Raw genomic sequence first — 19,906 nt, forward strand, 5'->3', positions numbered from 1 at the left:
ATGGGTTAATGCCAAAATTATTTTTTATGAAAAAACAACTACACTTTAGAGACATATTGGTTGAAAAATTATCGAAAATTACTTTCTTATTAGTAATTCTTTCGTCATTCACCTTTTTTGGACAGCAACCATCACTTGATGTTGTTAAAACTAGGGTTGCAAATACCACGACATGTAACGTTTTTGATATTAATATAGATGTAGACGGTGTTGCATCAAAAAAACCGCAAGAAGTTGTATTGATAATAGACCGTTCGGGTAGTATGTCCTACGGTAATAACCCAAAGCCAATAGCATATGCCAAAGATGCAGCTATTGATTTTGTGAATGAATTGTTTAAGCCAGAGAATAACCCTACTGGTCTAAATAAAGTTTCCTTAGTTTCGTATTCAAGTTCTGCGACAGTTGACCAGCAACTTACCACTAATAAAACATTAGCCATCGCCAAAATTAACGCTTTGGTAACTGGAGGTACAACTAATATTGAGGATGCGCTTGTAAAAGCCAGAGCCGAACTTAATTCTAGAGGTACATTTAATTGTGAAACCTCAAGAAGTATAATCTTGCTTACCGATGGAGTAGCGAACCGCGACAATAACGGTAATAGTTGTAGTACTACTTCGCCTAATACAATTTGCCAACAAAGAGCTATCGCTGCTGGTCAAGCTGCTTGGTCTATAACCAAAAGTGGCGTTCCGTATCCGCAAAATGTATTTACTATTGGTTTAACAGGAGCAATTTGCTGTAATGAACAAACAATAGCATTAAATACCTTAGATCAAATACAAAATGCGGGTGCATATCATACAGAAGTAAATGCCGATTTATCTGATATTTATATGGATATTTTTGGTAATTTAAACTATGCTGCTATCCAGCTTCCCGGACAGAAATTTTTAACTACTACTATTACACCTGGATTTACTATTGTTCCCGGTTCTATTTCTACAAATAAAGGTACCGTAACCCTTAGTGGGCCTGAGGATAAAATCTTTTGGGATGTTCCAAAAATCGCTACAGAGTCATTATTTTTAAAATATTCTCTTGTTGCTACAAACTCAAGTGTTTGTGGCACTCAAAATCCTGATAGTACGGTAGTAAAGTATGAGGACAGCGACTGTGATCCTGTTACTTTGAATTTAACAAACCCAGATGTCTGTGTTCCATGTCCATCAGTAACAGCTTCTATTGATCAGGTAAGTTGTGATAACTCTGTTAATTACAGCGCCAATTTCTCTTCGGGTGATTGCAGCCCGCCATTAGGTAATGTGCAGTGGGAGTTTTTCTTAAATAATGTTTCAGTAGGAGTTTCCAATCAAGCAACCGGCACCTATGTATATACTGGGGGTGGTGCGTTTGAAGGTAATTTTAGAGCCAAAGCAACTTATACGAGTACATATGCTTCCGGTTGTACCTTGCCTTCAGTAACAGATGAAAAAACCATAACGCTACATGATAAGGTGGCGGCTACAATAGAAAAAGTAAATGCCAATTCTTCAGGCAATTGTAATAATGGTGAAGCAACTGTAACTCCCACAAATGGAACAGGACCTTACACGTATCTTTGGAGTGCAAATGCAGGAAGTCAAACCACCCAAACTGCTACTGGATTAGCTGCAGGAACTTACAGTGTTGTGGTTACAGATGTTAATGGTTGTACTGTTGAAAAAACTATTTCGGTTTACTGCGACATAGAGGATTGGAATTTTGAATGCGGCGATGACAAAATTGTAGATGAGTATGGCTATAATGCAAATTGTAACGCTACAACTGTTGCCAATATTCCTAATCCATCAAATGTATACCAATATGCAGTTGAAATAGTTTACAAAGATAACAACCCTGGAGCAACGCTACAGTTTACGGATGCATTAGGAAATCCACATACCCTTGAAAGGTCAGTGCCTGTTGGCTCTAGTTCTAGTGTATGGGTGTATCGAGGTCTTATAGTAGGAAGTACAAGTAGTATAACATATACTGATAATGCCAATAGATGTAAACTTCAATCTGTGGTGGTGTATGCTTTCCGAAATGTTCCTAACGCTACTTCAAATTCAGGGAAATTTACAAGTTTAAGTGGTTATAATAATATAGTTAACTTTACTATAGATATACCTACATTTTCGGGTCCACGAGATTTATTGGTAGAAACGCCAATATCAGAAGTAACAGATGATGGAAGATACCTTCTTGTTAGAGCTACTGCAGGTTCAGTTTCAAATCAGACAATTATATACGGGCCAGACTCAAACTTGCCTGGAGGAACTTGTTGCCTTTCTATTCCTTCTATAACTTTAGAAGATGTTCCTGGTAATATCACACAGGTTACAATTACGGTTGATACAAGAAATAATCAAAACGGACAAAGCGTTAACGGACAATCATGGGTAATTGCAGGAGGAGTAAATGTAGAAGCTAATTGTTACTCAGATTTAGAGCTTACGCTACAGTCGAAAACTGATATATTATGCTATGGCGATAACACTGGTTCCATAACCGTTGAGGCTACTGGAGGGGTGCAACCTTATTTATATTCAATAAATGGAGGCACACAACAGTCGAGTGCAACATTTAATAACCTAACCGCTGGAATATATGTAGTTGAGGTAGAGGATGCTATAGGAAATACTGAGTCTATTTCAGTAACTCTTACACAACCTGATGATATAGTGATTCAAATCACCAAACAAAACGCCTCTACATCTGGTGCTTGTAACAATGGGGAAGCTACTGCCAGTCCTAGTGGAGGAGTTCCTCCATTTTCATATCAATGGAGTGTGAGTGCAGGTTCCCAAACTACTGCCACGGCAGTCAATTTACCTGAAGGAACGCACCAGATTGAGGTTACAGATGCAAACGGTTGTACCGTTGTTCAAAGTGTTGTTATAGATTGTATAAATGATTGTGATGCAGTAATTGATATAGATAATGTTACTCATGTATTATGTAAGGGAGATGCCACTGGTATGGCGAAAGTTTCGGCCAGTTCGCAGGCAAATCCTACGGCAGTATTTACCTTTACTTGGAATACCGTGCCTCCACAGATAGATAGTGGTGTAACCTCCAGTACAATTACCAATCAGCCAAGTGGCGTTTACACGGTGAGTGTAACGATTGATGGAACCGTTTGTCTCCCTGTAGAACAGAGCGTAACAATAAATGAGCCTTCAAATGCATTAAATGTTACTGCTACTTCTACCGATGAAAGTGGTCCTAGTACTGGCGATGGAACTGCTACGGCAAATGCTTCAGGTGGTACACCACCTTATACTTATAGCTGGAGCCCGGGCGGTCAGACTACTAGAATAATTACAGGATTGAGTGCTGGAATATATACAGTAACAGTTACAGATGCAAATGGTTGTACAGAAACGGCAACAACCACGGTTAATCCTGGATCTTGCCATAATTTAAGTGCAAACCCTTCTTCAACCCCTGTTTCTTGTAATGGAAGTAGTGATGGGTCTGCTACTGTTTCAGTAAGTAACGGGGTAGGACCATTTACCTATTTATGGAGTCCTGGAGGTGAAACGACTCAAACAATCACCGGTCTTTCCGCTGGAAACTATACTGTTACGGTTACAGACCAGACTACTTTATGTACAGTTGATGCTACAGCAACGGTTAGTCAACCTAATATTTTAAGTTCAGGTATAGCTATTACAAGTGTTTCGTGTTTTGGAGGTAATAATGGGTCGTTAGATTTAACTGTCCTTGGAGGAACCCAACCTTACTCATTTCTATGGAATAATGGAGCGACAACAGAAGATTTATTTAATTTGACTGCCGGTACTTATTCGGTAACCATTACAGATGCTAATGGTTGTACAACATCTAATAGTGCAACCGTACTTGAACCTGCGTCTGCCTTATCACTAACTTACTCGGTTCAAGACGTTTTATGTTATGGTAATTCTACTGGATCAATAGATATAACTGTTTCTGGTGGTACCATACCATATCAATACAATTGGAGTAATGGAGCTACGACTGAAGACTTATCAGGTATTCCGGCTGGAGTATATAGCGTAACGGTAACTGATGCCAATGGTTGTACACTTACAGAAAATTCAATTACTATTAGCGAACCAGCAAATCCTATTAGTATAATAATTACCAAAGAAAATGCAACAACAGGACAAGGTTGTAATGATGGGGAAGCCACAGCAAGTCCGTCTGGAGGAGTTTCTCCTTATACATATTTATGGAGCGCAAGTGCCGGAAATCAAACAACTGCTACTGCCGTTAACCTGCCCGCTGGCACACATAGTGTCACTGTGACCGATTCCAATGGATGTGAACTAAATCAAGGTGTGGTAATTATTTGCGATAACACTTGTGATGCTATTATTGCGATAGATCAGGTAACCAATGTGCTTTGTACTGGCGATACTACTGGTAGTGCTTCAGTAAGTGCTACTTCCGCTTCAAACCCTGGAGCATTATTTACATTTACTTGGGATACCACACCCCCTCAGGTAGATGCTGGTGTTACAACTAGTACTGTAAACAATCTTGGTTCTGGTATTTATACTGTAAGCGTAACTATTGATGGTACAGTTTGTCAACCAGAACAGCAGAGCATAACTATAACCGAACCTGCGTCTGCACTATCAGTGTCTGCTACATCTACAGATGAAAGTGGACCAGCCACTGGTGATGGTACTGCAACTGCTAATCCAGTTGGCGGAACTCCACCATATACTTATAGCTGGAGCCCAGGCGGAGAAACTACGCAAACTATTACGGGATTAAGTGCTGGCGTTTATACTGTAACTGTTACAGATGCTAATGGATGTACGGCTGTGGCCACAACTACCGTGAATCCTGGTACTTGTAGAGGTTTGGCGGCAGTTGCCAATTCAACTTCAGTAACTTGTAATGGTGATAGCGATGGTACTGCAACAGTTTCTGTAACTGGTGGATCCGGATCATTTACATATTTATGGTCTCCAGGAGGACAAACAACGCAATCTATTTCAGGATTAAGTGCGGGATCGTATTCTGTTGTTGTAACAGATACGGTTACTTTATGTACCGTAACTGCTTCAACTATTGTAAATGAGCCTAATGTTCTGACTTCTGGGGTGGCCGTAACTCATGTGAAGTGTTTTGGCGAAAATACAGGTTCAGTAGATTTAACTGTTTCAGGAGGAACAGCTCCGTATTCTTTTTTATGGAGTCATGGTGCTACAACAGAAGATATTATCAATTTAGCCGCTGGAACTTATTCAGTAACTATAACCGATATTAATGGTTGCACGGCAACCAATAGTGCAACAGTATTAGAACCTGCTTCAGGACTTACACTTGCCATAACTTCTCAAACGGATATTGTTTGTAATGGACTAGGTTCTGTTACAGTACAGGCTAGTGGAGGAACAATTCCTTATTTATATAGAATAGACGGTGGAGCTTATCAATCTTCCGGAACATTTAATAATTTAACTGCGGGTTCACATACTATTGATGTGCTTGACGCTAATAATTGTACAGCCCAAGTTGTGGTTGATATATTGAGTAATTGCATTATTGCCATTGAGGACATCAACGATACCTTTATGAACCTACCGGTAGGAGGCGATGTATCTACAAACGACCTGAACCCAGACGGTCCAGCTGGAACGGAAGTGTTCACATTAGTAACAGGTCCAACAAGTGGTACCGTGGTATTTAATGCCGATGGAACATACATATACACACCAGCACTTGATTTTGTAGGTGCAGATATCTTTGAATACCAAATTTGTGACGGTGGTAACCCGATAGCGTGTGATACGGCCTTCGTTTACATTGAAGTATTAAACACTACAACAGGTAACGATGCACCGATAGCCAATGCCGATACAAATACCACGGAGACCGATATCCCGGTAAGCGGAAACGTACTTGTCAACGACTTTGATCCGGACGGCGATCCGATCACCGTGACGGCCAACACAAACCCGGCAAACGGTACGGTAGTAATGAACCCTGACGGAACTTACACCTATACGCCAAACGCAGGATTTGAAGGACAGGATACCTTTGAATATACAATTTGTGACAACGGCACCCCGCCCTTATGCGATACAGCGGTAGTTATCATCCAGATAATACCGAACGCCGGTAATATTACCGTTGCCAATGACGATGCGTACTTCGGTATGCCGGATACGGACATTACGGGCAATGTACTGGACAACGATTCAGACCCAGAAGGAGATAACCAATTTGTTGATGTTGCAATAACACCGATAAGCGGTCCGGCCAACGGAGTCTTGGCGATCAATGCCGATGGTACATTTATCTATACTCCGAACGCAGGTTACACTGGTACTGACCAGTTTGTTTACGGCAAGGTGGATGACGGTACACCGGTGGCTACAGATGTAGCAACGGTTTATATCAGCATCGATCCAAACAATGCCAATACCATCCTGGCCATCGAGGATATCAACGATACCTTTATGAACCTACCGGTAAGTGGCGATGTATCCACAAACGACCAGAACCCGGACGGTCCAGCGGGCACGGAAGTGTTCACGTTGGTAAACGGTCCAACCAATGGTACAGTAGTATTTAATGCCGATGGTACCTATACCTACACACCGGCACTTGATTTTGTAGGTGCCGATATCTTTGAATATCAAATATGCGATGGCGGGAATCCAATAGCTTGTGATACGGCCTTCGTTTACATTGAAGTATTAAACACTACAACAGGTAACGATGCACCGATAGCCAATGCCGATACAAATACCACGGAGACCGATATCCCGGTAAGCGGAAACGTACTTGTCAACGACTTTGATCCAGATGGCGATCCAATCTCCGTAACGGGCAATACGAATCCGACCAACGGTACGGTTGTAGTGAACCCTGACGGAACTTACACCTATACGCCAAACGCAGGATTTGAAGGCCAGGATACCTTTGAATATACAATTTGTGATAGCGGCACCCCGCCCTTATGCGATACGGCGGTAGTTACCATCCAGGTAATACCGAACGCCGGTAATATTACCGTTGCTAATGACGATGCGTACTTCGGTATGCCGGATACGGACATTACGGGCAATGTACTGGACAACGATTCAGACCCAGAAGGAGATAACCAATTTGTTGATGTTGCAATAACACCGATAAGCGGTCCGGCCAACGGAGTCTTGGCGATCAATGCCGATGGTACATTTATCTATACTCCGAACGCAGGTTACACTGGTACTGACCAGTTTGTTTACGGCAAGGTGGATGACGGTACACCGGTGGCTACAGATGTAGCAACGGTTTATATCAGCATCGATCCAAACAATGCCAATACCATCCTGGCCATCGATGATATCAACGATACCTTTATGAACCTACCGGTAAGTGGCGATGTATCCACAAACGACCAGAACCCAGACGGTCCAGCGGGCACGGAAGTGTTCACGTTGGTAAACGGTCCAACCAATGGTACAGTAGTATTTAATGCCGATGGTACCTATACCTACACACCGGCAGTTGATTATGTAGGAGCGGATATCTTTGAATATCAGATATGTGATGGCGGAAATCCAATAGCTTGTGATACAGCCTTTGTTTACATTGAAGTATTGAATACCACATCGGGCAACGATGCACCGATCGCCAATGCTGATACTGGCTTAACAGAAGTTGATACCCCGGTAAGCGGCAATGTATTGGTAAACGATTTTGATCCAGACGGCGATCCGATCACCGTAACAGGCAATACCAATCCAACCAACGGTACAGTTGTAGTAAATGCTGACGGAAGCTATACCTATACACCAAACCCTGGATTTATAGGTCAAGACACCTTTGAATACACTGTTTGTGATAACGGCACACCTCAATTATGCGATACAGCAGTGGTTACCATCCAGGTAGTTCCAGATGCAGGCAACATAACCGTTGCCAATGACGATTCATACTTCGGTATGCCAGATGTTGACATTACAGGCAATGTACTGGACAACGACTCTGATCCAGAAGGGGACAACCAATTTGTTGATGTTGCAATAACACCAATTAGCGGTCCAACCAACGGAATCTTGGCGATCAACGCAGATGGTACATTTACATATACTCCGAATACAGGTTATACTGGTACAGACCAGTTTGTTTACGGCAAGGTGGATGACGGTACACCGGTGGCTACAGATGTAGCAACGGTTTATATCAGCATCGATCCAAACAATGCCAATACCATCCTGGCCATAGAGGACATCAACGATACCTTTATGAACCTACCGGTAAGTGGCGATGTATCCACAAACGACCAGAACCCGGACGGTCCAGCGGGCACGGAAGTGTTCACGTTGGTAAACGGTCCAACCAATGGTACAGTAGTATTTAATGCCGATGGTACCTATACCTACACACCGGCACTTGATTTTGTAGGTGCCGATATCTTTGAATATCAAATATGCGATGGCGGGAATCCAATAGCTTGTGATACGGCCTTCGTTTACATTGAAGTATTAAACACTACAACAGGTAACGATGCACCGATAGCCAATGCCGATACAAATACCACGGAGACCGATATCCCGGTAAGCGGAAACGTACTTGTCAACGACTTTGATCCAGATGGCGATCCAATCTCCGTAACGGGCAATACGAATCCGACCAACGGTACGGTTGTAGTGAACCCTGACGGAACTTACACCTATACGCCAAACGCAGGATTTGAAGGCCAGGATACCTTTGAATATACAATTTGTGATAGCGGCACCCCGCCCTTATGCGATACGGCGGTAGTTACCATCCAGGTAATACCGAACGCCGGTAATATTACCGTTGCTAATGACGATGCGTACTTCGGTATGCCGGATACGGACATTACGGGCAATGTACTGGACAACGATTCAGACCCAGAAGGAGATAACCAATTTGTTGATGTTGCAATAACACCGATAAGCGGTCCGGCCAACGGAGTCTTGGCGATCAATGCCGATGGTACATTTATCTATACTCCGAACGCAGGTTACACTGGTACTGACCAGTTTGTTTACGGCAAGGTGGATGACGGTACACCGGTGGCTACAGATGTAGCAACGGTTTATATCAGCATCGATCCAAACAATGCCAATACCATCCTGGCCATCGATGATATCAACGATACCTTTATGAACCTACCGGTAAGTGGCGATGTATCCACAAACGACCAGAACCCAGACGGTCCAGCGGGCACGGAAGTGTTCACGTTGGTAAACGGTCCAACCAATGGTACAGTAGTATTTAATGCCGATGGTACCTATACCTACACACCGGCAGTTGATTATGTAGGAGCGGATATCTTTGAATATCAGATATGTGATGGCGGAAATCCAATAGCTTGTGATACAGCCTTTGTTTACATTGAAGTATTGAATACCACATCGGGCAACGATGCACCGATCGCCAATGCTGATACTGGCTTAACAGAAGTTGATACCCCGGTAAGCGGCAATGTATTGGTAAACGATTTTGATCCAGACGGCGATCCGATCACCGTAACAGGCAATACCAATCCAACCAACGGTACAGTTGTAGTAAATGCTGACGGAAGCTATACCTATACACCAAACCCTGGATTTATAGGTCAAGACACCTTTGAATACACTGTTTGTGATAACGGCACACCTCAATTATGCGATACAGCAGTGGTTACCATCCAGGTAGTTCCAGATGCAGGCAACATAACCGTTGCCAATGACGATTCATACTTCGGTATGCCAGATGTTGACATTACAGGCAATGTACTGGACAACGACTCTGATCCAGAAGGGGACAACCAATTTGTTGATGTTGCAATAACACCAATTAGCGGTCCAACCAACGGAATCTTGGCGATCAACGCAGATGGTACATTTACATATACTCCGAATACAGGTTATACTGGTACAGACCAGTTTGTTTACGGCAAGGTGGATGACGGTACACCGGTGGCTACAGATGTAGCAACGGTTTATATCAGCATCGATCCAAACAATGCCAATACCATCCTGGCCATAGAGGACATCAACGATACCTTTATGAACCTACCGGTAAGTGGCGATGTATCCACAAACGACCAGAACCCGGACGGTCCAGCGGGCACGGAAGTGTTCACGTTGGTAAACGGTCCAACCAATGGTACAGTAGTATTTAATGCCGATGGTACCTATACCTACACACCAGCTTTAGATTTTGTTGGAGCCGATACATTTGAATATCAGATATGTGATGGCGGAAACCCAGTGGCCTGTGATACGGCGATGGTCTACATCGAGGTGCTCCCAATAGGTAGCCCAGTTAACGATGCGCCGATAGCCAATGCCGATACGAATACCACGGAGACCGATATCCCGGTAAGCGGAAACGTACTTGTCAACGACTTTGATCCGGACGGCGATCCGATCACCGTAACGGGCAATACAAACCCGGCAAACGGTACGGTTGTAGTGAACCCTGACGGAACTTACACCTATACGCCAAACGCAGGATTTGAAGGCCAGGATACCTTTGAATATACAATTTGTGATAGCGGCACCCCGCCCTTATGCGATACGGCGGTAGTTACCATCCAGGTAATACCGAACGCCGGTAATATTACCGTTGCCAATGACGATGCTTACTTCGGGTATTTGAACGCTCCTATTGCGGGCAATGTACTGGACAACGATTCAGACCCAGAAGGGGACGCCCAGACAGTTGATGCCATCAGTCCGATTAGCGGACCATCAAATGGTACCTTGGTGATCAACGCCGATGGAACCTTTACCTATACTCCAAACACAGGTTATAGCGGCACGGACCAATTTGTATACGGAATCCTAGATAATGGTGCACCGGTAGCTTCAGATGTTGCCACGGTTTACATCAGCATCGATCCAAGTATAAATGGCGGTAACGAAATACTGGCCATCGAGGACATCAACGATACCTTTATGAACCTACCGGTAGGAGGCGATGTATCCACAAACGACCAGAACCCGGACGGTCCAGCGGGCACGGAAGTGTTCACGTTGGTAAACGGTCCAACCAATGGAACAGTAGTATTTAATGCCGATGGTACCTATACCTACACACCAGCTTTAGATTTTATTGGTGCCGATACATTTGAATATCAAGTTTGTGATGGCGGAAACCCAGTGGCCTGTGATACGGCGATGGTCTACATCGAGGTGCTCCCAATAGGTAGCCCAGTTAACGATGCGCCGATAGCCAATGCCGATACGAATACCACGGAGACCGATATCCCGGTAAGCGGAAACGTACTTGTCAACGACTTTGATCCGGACGGCGATCCGATCACAGTAACGGGCAACACAAACCCGGCAAACGGTACGGTAGTAATGAACCCTGACGGAACTTACACCTATACGCCAAACGCAGGATTTGAAGGCCAGGATACCTTTGAATACACCATTTGTGACAACGGCACCCCGGCACTATGCGATACGGCGGTAGTTACCATCCAGGTAATACCGAACGCCGGCAATATTACCGTTGCCAATGACGATGCTTACTTCGGGTATTTGGATGCAGAGATTACGGGCAATGTACTGGACAACGATTCAGACCCAGAAGGGGACGCCCAGACAGTCGATGCCATCAGTCCGATTAGCGGACCATCAAATGGTGCCTTAGTGATCAATGCCGATGGTACGTTTACCTATACTCCAAACACAGGTTATAGCGGAACGGACCAGTTTGTATACGGAATCCTAGATAATGGTGCACCGGTGGCTTCAGATGTTGCCACGGTTTACATCAGCATCGATCCAAGTATAAATGGCGGTAACGAAATACTGGCCATCGAGGACATCAACGATACCTTTATGAACCTACCGGTAGGAGGCGATGTATCCACAAACGACCAGAACCCGGACGGTCCAGCGGGCACGGAAGTGTTCACGTTGGTTAACGGTCCAACCAATGGTACAGTAGTATTTAATGCCGATGGTACCTATACCTACACACCAGCTTTAGATTTTGTTGGAGCCGATACATTTGAATATCAGATATGTGATGGCGGAAACCCAGTGGCCTGTGATACGGCGATGGTCTACATCGAGGTGCTCCCAATAGGTAGCCCAGTTAACGATGCGCCGATAGCCAATGCCGATACGAATACCACGGAGACCGATATCCCGGTAAGCGGAAACGTACTTGTCAACGACTTTGATCCGGACGGCGATCCGATCACCGTAACGGGCAATACAAACCCGGCAAACGGTACGGTTGTAGTGAACCCTGACGGAACTTACACCTATACGCCAAACGCAGGATTTGAAGGCCAGGATACCTTTGAATATACAATTTGTGATAGCGGCACCCCGCCCTTATGCGATACGGCGGTAGTTACCATCCAGGTAATACCGAACGCCGGTAATATTACCGTTGCCAATGACGATGCTTACTTCGGGTATTTGAACGCTCCTATTGCGGGCAATGTACTGGACAACGATTCAGACCCAGAAGGGGACGCCCAGACAGTTGATGCCATCAGTCCGATTAGCGGACCATCAAATGGTACCTTGGTGATCAACGCCGATGGTACGTTTACCTATACTCCAAACACAGGTTATAGCGGCACGGACCAATTTGTATACGGAATCCTAGATAATGGTGCACCGGTAGCTTCAGATGTTGCCACGGTTTACATCAGCATCGATCCAAGTATAAATGGCGGTAACGAAATACTGGCCATCGAGGACATCAACGATACCTTTATGAACCTACCGGTAGGAGGCGATGTATCCACAAACGACCAGAACCCGGACGGTCCAGCGGGCACGGAAGTGTTCACGTTGGTTAACGGTCCAACCAATGGAACAGTAGTATTTAATGCCGATGGTACCTATACCTACACACCAGCTTTAGATTTTATTGGTGCCGATACATTTGAATATCAAGTTTGTGATGGCGGAAACCCAGTGGCCTGTGATACGGCGATCGTCTACATCGAGGTGCTCCCAATAGGTAGCCCAGTTAACGATGCGCCGATAGCCAATGCCGATACGAATACCACGGAGACCGATATCCCGGTAAGCGGAAACGTACTTGTCAACGACTTTGATCCGGACGGCGATCCGATCACAGTAACGGGCAATACAAACCCGGCAAACGGTACGGTTGTAGTGAACCCTGACGGAACTTACACCTATACGCCAAACGCAGGATTTGAAGGCCAGGATACCTTTGAATATACAATTTGTGATAGCGGCACCCCGCCCTTATGCGATACGGCGGTAGTTACCATCCAGGTAATACCGAACGCCGGTAATATTACCGTTGCCAATGACGATGCTTACTTCGGGTATTTGAACGCTCCTATTGCGGGCAATGTACTGGACAACGATTCAGACCCAGAAGGGGACGCCCAGACAGTTGATGCCATCAGTCCGATTAGCGGACCATCAAATGGTACCTTGGTGATCAACGCCGATGGAACCTTTACCTATACTCCAAACACAGGTTATAGCGGCACGGACCAATTTGTATACGGAATCCTAGATAATGGTGCACCGGTAGCTTCAGATGTTGCCACGGTTTACATCAGCATCGATCCAAGTATAAATGGCGGTAACGAAATACTGGCCATCGAGGACATCAACGATACCTTTATGAACCTACCGGTAGGAGGCGATGTATCCACAAACGACCAGAACCCGGACGGTCCAGCGGGCACGGAAGTGTTCACGTTGGTAAACGGTCCAACCAATGGAACAGTAGTATTTAATGCCGATGGTACCTATACCTACACACCAGCTTTAGATTTTATTGGTGCCGATACATTTGAATATCAAGTTTGTGATGGCGGAAACCCAGTGGCCTGTGATACGGCGATGGTCTACATCGAGGTGCTCCCAATAGGTAGCCCAGTTAACGATGCGCCGATAGCCAATGCCGATACGAATACCACGGAGACCGATATCCCGGTAAGCGGAAACGTACTTGTCAACGACTTTGATCCGGACGGCGATCCGATCACAGTAACGGGCAACACAAACCCGGCAAACGGTACGGTAGTAATGAACCCTGACGGAACTTACACCTATACGCCAAACGCAGGATTTGAAGGCCAGGATACCTTTGAATACACCATTTGTGACAACGGCACCCCGGCACTATGCGATACGGCGGTAGTTACCATCCAGGTAATACCGAACGCCGGCAATATTACCGTTGCCAATGACGATGCTTACTTCGGGTATTTGGATGCAGAGATTACGGGCAATGTACTGGACAACGATTCAGACCCAGAAGGGGACGCCCAGACAGTCGATGCCATCAGTCCGATTAGCGGACCATCAAATGGTGCCTTAGTGATCAATGCCGATGGTACGTTTACCTATACTCCAAACACAGGTTATAGCGGAACGGACCAGTTTGTATACGGAATCCTAGATAATGGTGCACCGGTGGCTTCAGATGTTGCCACGGTTTACATCAGCATCGATCCAAGTATAAATGGCGGTAACGAAATACTGGCCATCGAGGACATCAACGATACCTTTATGAACCTACCGGTAGGAGGCGATGTATCCACAAACGACCAGAACCCGGACGGTCCAGCGGGCACGGAAGTGTTCACGTTGGTTAACGGTCCAACCAATGGTACAGTAGTATTTAATGCCGATGGTACCTATACCTACACACCAGCTTTAGATTTTGTTGGAGCCGATACATTTGAATATCAGATATGTGATGGCGGAAACCCAGTGGCCTGTGATACGGCGATGGTCTACATCGAGGTGCTCCCAATAGGTAGCCCAGTTAACGATGCGCCGATAGCCAATGCCGATACGAATACCACGGAGACCGATATCCCGGTAAGCGGAAACGTACTTGTCAACGACTTTGATCCGGACGGCGATCCGATCACCGTAACGGGCAATACAAACCCGGCAAACGGTACGGTTGTAGTGAACCCTGACGGAACTTACACCTATACGCCAAACGCAGGATTTGAAGGCCAGGATACCTTTGAATATACAATTTGTGATAGCGGCACCCCGCCCTTATGCGATACGGCGGTAGTTACCATCCAGGTAATACCGAACGCCGGTAATATTACCGTTGCCAATGACGATGCTTACTTCGGGTATTTGAACGCTCCTATTGCGGGCAATGTACTGGACAACGATTCAGACCCAGAAGGGGACGCCCAGACAGTTGATGCCATCAGTCCGATTAGCGGACCATCAAATGGTACCTTGGTGATCAACGCCGATGGTACGTTTACCTATACTCCAAACACAGGTTATAGCGGCACGGACCAATTTGTATACGGAATCCTAGATAATGGTGCACCGGTAGCTTCAGATGTTGCCACGGTTTACATCAGCATCGATCCAAGTATAAATGGCGGTAACGAAATACTGGCCATCGAGGACATCAACGATACCTTTATGAACCTACCGGTAGGAGGCGATGTATCCACAAACGACCAGAACCCGGACGGTCCAGCGGGCACGGAAGTGTTCACGTTGGTTAACGGTCCAACCAATGGAACAGTAGTATTTAATGCCGATGGTACCTATACCTACACACCAGCTTTAGATTTTATTGGTGCCGATACATTTGAATATCAAGTTTGTGATGGCGGAAACCCAGTGGCCTGTGATACGGCGATCGTCTACATCGAGGTGCTCCCAATAGGTAGCCCAGTTAACGATGCGCCGATAGCCAATGCCGATACGAATACCACGGAGACCGATATCCCGGTAAGCGGAAACGTACTTGTCAACGACTTTGATCCGGACGGCGATCCGATCACAGTAACGGGCAACACAAACCCGGCAAACGGTACGGTAGTAATGAACCCTGACGGAACTTACACCTATACGCCAAACGCAGGATTTGAAGGCCAGGATACCTTTGAATACACCATTTGTGACAACGGCACCCCGGCACTATGCGATACGGCGGTAGTTACCATCCAGGTAATACCGAACGCCGGCAATATTACCGTTGCCAATGACGATGCTTACTTCGGGTATTTGGATGCAGAGATTACGGGCAATGTACTGGACAACGATTCAGACCCAGAAGGGGACGCCCAGACAGTCGATGCCATCAGTCCGATTAGCGGACCATCAAATGGTGCCTTAGTGATCAATGCCGATGGTACGTTTACCTATACTCCAAACACAGGTTATAGCGGAACGGACCAGTTTGTATACGGAATCCTAGATAATGGTGCACCGGTGGCTTCAGATGTTGCCACGGTTTACATCAGCATCGATCCAAGTATAAATGGCGGTAACGAAATACTGGCCATCGAGGACATCAACGATACCTTTATGAACCTACCGGTAGGAGGCGATGTATCCACAAACGACCTGAACCCGGACGGTCCAGCGGGCACGGAAGTGTTCACGTTGGTAAATGGTCCAACCAATGGAACAGTAGTATTTAATGCCGATGGTACCTATACCTACACACCAGCTTTAGATTTTGTTGGTGCCGATACATTTGAATATCAAGTTTGCGATGGCGGTAACCCAATAGCGTGTGATACGGCCTTCGTTTACATTGAAGTATTGAATACCACATCGGGCAACGATGCACCGATTGCTAATGCGGATACCAATTTAACGGAAGTCGATATCCCGGTAAGCGGAAACGTACTTGTCAACGACTTTGATCCGGACGGCGATCCGATCACAGTAACGGGCAACACAAACCCAGCCAACGGTATGGTAGTAATGAACCCTGACGGAACTTACACTTATACGCCAAACGCAGGATTTGAAGGCCAGGATACCTTTGAATACACCATTTGTGACAACGGCACCCCGCCCTTATGCGATACAGCGGTAGTTACCATCCAGGTAATACCGAACGCCGGCAATATTACCGTTGCCAATGACGATGCGTACTTCGGTATGCCGAATACGGACATTACGGGCAATGTACTGGACAACGATTCAGACCCAGAAGGGGACAACCAATTTGTTGATGTTGCAATAACACCGATAAGCGGTCCGACCAACGGAGTCTTGACGATCAATGCCGATGGTACCTTTACCTATTCACCAAATACAGATTACGGTGGTCCAGATCAGTTTGTGTATGGAATATTTGATGATGGCGCACCAGTTGCTACGGATATTGCAACCGTGTATATCAGCATTGATCCAAATAATGGTGCCAATGAGATATTTGCTATCGATGATATTAACAACACTCTAATGAATTTACCAGTAGGTGGGGATGTATCCACCAACGACCTGAACCCGGACGGTCCAGCAGGAACGGAAGTGTTTTCATTAGTTAATGGTCCAACCAGTGGTACAGTAGTATTTAATGCCGATGGTACATACATTTATTCACCGGCACTAAATTTCGTTGGAACAGATAACTTTGAGTATCAAGTGTGCGATGGTGGAAACCCAATAGCCTGTGATACGGCAATCGTTACAATTGAAGTTGTTAGACCAACAGTAGATAATGATCCGCCAGTTGCTAATAATGATACTAATATAACTTTAGTAGATGTTCCCGTAAGCGGAAATGCTCTTGTAAACGATTTCGATCCAGATGGCGATCCTATATCAGTAACCGCTAATACCAATCCAACCAATGGTACGGTTGTAATGAATCCTGACGGAACTTACACCTATACTCCTAATGCTGGTTTTATTGGAGTTGATACTTTTGAGTACACCATTTGCGATAATGGCACCCCGGCACTTTGTGATACCGCAATAGTTACCATTTATATTATAGATTCTAATGTAAATATCACGGTGGCGAATGACGATGCCTATAATGGCGAATTAAACACAATTATTTCTGGCAATGTACTAGATAATGATACTGATCCGGAAGGAGATAATCAAACAGTAGACGTTACAATTAGTCCAATTAGCGGACCATCAAATGGTACGTTGGTTATTAATGCTGATGGTAGTTTCCAATATACGCCAACAACAGATTTTATAGGAACCGATCAATTTGTATATGGTATTTTCGACGATGGTAGTCCAGTGGCAACAGACAGAGCAACAGTTTATCTACTTGTACAGAAAACACCTGCTCCTGCAATAGCAGTAGTGAAAACGGGCGTTGTTAACGACGAAAATCAAGATGGTTGTGCAAATGTTGATGAAACTATTTCTTATACATTCACGGTTACAAATGAAGGTAACGTTCCTTTAAGTGCGATCGCAATTACAGATCCGCTATTGGAAGCGCCAAATCCAGTTGTTCCTATTGTTTTAGTTTCAGGCGATGACGGTGATGGAATACTTCAAGAAACTGAAACTTGGATATTTGAAGCAGATTATGCACTTACACAAGCAGATATTGATGCAGGACAAGTAATAAACCAAGCTACAGTACAAGGAACCGATCCAGACTTAACAGTAGTAAGCGATCTTTCTGACGACGATAGCGTACTTGAAGACGATCCAACAGTAACTGTAGTGTGCCAAAACCCAGTAATTGCTCTTATAAAAACGGGAGTACTTAATGACACTAATGGTGATGGTTGTGCAAATGTTGATGAAACTATTGATTATAGTTTCAAAGTATTCAACCTTGGAAATGTGACTTTGACAAACGTTACAATAACCGATCAATTAGTTAGCGTAGTAGGAGGGCCAATTACTATGGCACCTAATACTACAGATGAAACAACTTTTACCGCATCATATACAATTACACAAATTGATATAGATGCCGGATTTGTTGAGAATCAAGCTACCGTAACAGGTACTGATCCGTTAGGAAATACTGTAAGCGATCTATCTGATGATGATAGTGAGTTTGAGGATGATCCAACTGTTACCGTGCTTTGTCAGGATCCTTCAATTGCTTTAATTAAAGCTGGGGTTCCAAACGACGAAAATGGTAATGGATGTGCAGACCTTGGAGAAACAATCTCGTATAACTTCAGTGTTAAAAATACTGGAAACGTTGTATTGACAAATGTTTTAATAGTTGACCCAATGGTAGCTGTAGTTGGAGGACCAATTACTCTAGCCGCTGGAGAAGAGGATACTACCACTTTCACAGCAGTTTATACTATAACGCAAACCGATATAGATACAGGGTCTATTGAAAACCAAGCTACTGCAGAAGGAACTGCACCAAATGGCGACCAAGTATTTGATCAGTCTGACGATGACAGTTATCTTGAGAACGATCCAACAATAACAGTTGTGTGCAACAACTTGTCAATTGGTCTTGAAAAAACCGGTGTATTCAATGATGAAAACGATAATGGCTCATCAGATGTGGGTGAATCAATTTCATACGAATTCACGGTAACCAATACAGGAACGGTAACAATCTACAATATCACAATTGCAGATCCATTACCTGGTATTGAAATTACAGGTGGACCAATAACCCAATTGTTGCCCGGTGAAGTAGATAGTACTACATTTACTGCAACCTATTACATTACTGAAGATGATATAGAAAATGGCGAGGTGGTAAACCAAGCTACCGTTACTGGAGAGGATATAAATGGTAATATTGTTGAAGATGATTCTGATGACCCAACAGATTTAACTAATAATGATAACAATGGAGATGGTGAACCAGATGATCCAACAGTTGTAACACTTCCTTTAGTAGAATCAGTTACCTTTGAAATATTTAACGGTATTACTCCTAATGGAGACGGATTTAATGATTTCTTCCTAATACAAGGAATAAAAGATTATCCTAAAAATAATGTGAAGATTTTCAACAGATGGGGTGTACTAGTATTCGAAACAGATGGCTACGGAGGTTCTACAGATTCTGAGAACGTTTTCAAAGGAGTTTCTGAAGGACGTGTAACTATAGAAGCAAACAAGGAATTACCAACCGGTACCTACTTCTATATTCTTACCTTCCCAGAAGATAATCCTGGTCAGGCGAAATACAATGGATATTTATATATTAACAGATAGAGAAATCAAAAATTTTCCTGGGAGGAATTTCCCTCCCAGGA

Annotated in this window: 1 protein-coding gene; it reads left to right on the forward strand. The window is 44.5% G+C overall.

From position 1 onward, the window contains the following. Window positions 1-26 precede the first annotated feature (26 nt). Window positions 27-19,865 (forward strand): Ig-like domain-containing protein, encoded by a 19,839-nt coding sequence (locus tag QCQ61_RS08895; RefSeq protein ID WP_279447280.1) that lies wholly within the window; start codon window positions 27-29, stop codon window positions 19,863-19,865. Window positions 19,866-19,906: the final 41 nt, after the last annotated feature.

Origin of the sequence: Aequorivita marisscotiae, assembly GCF_029814825.1 — a bacterium.
Taxonomy (GTDB): Bacteria; Bacteroidota; Bacteroidia; order Flavobacteriales; family Flavobacteriaceae; genus Aequorivita; species Aequorivita marisscotiae.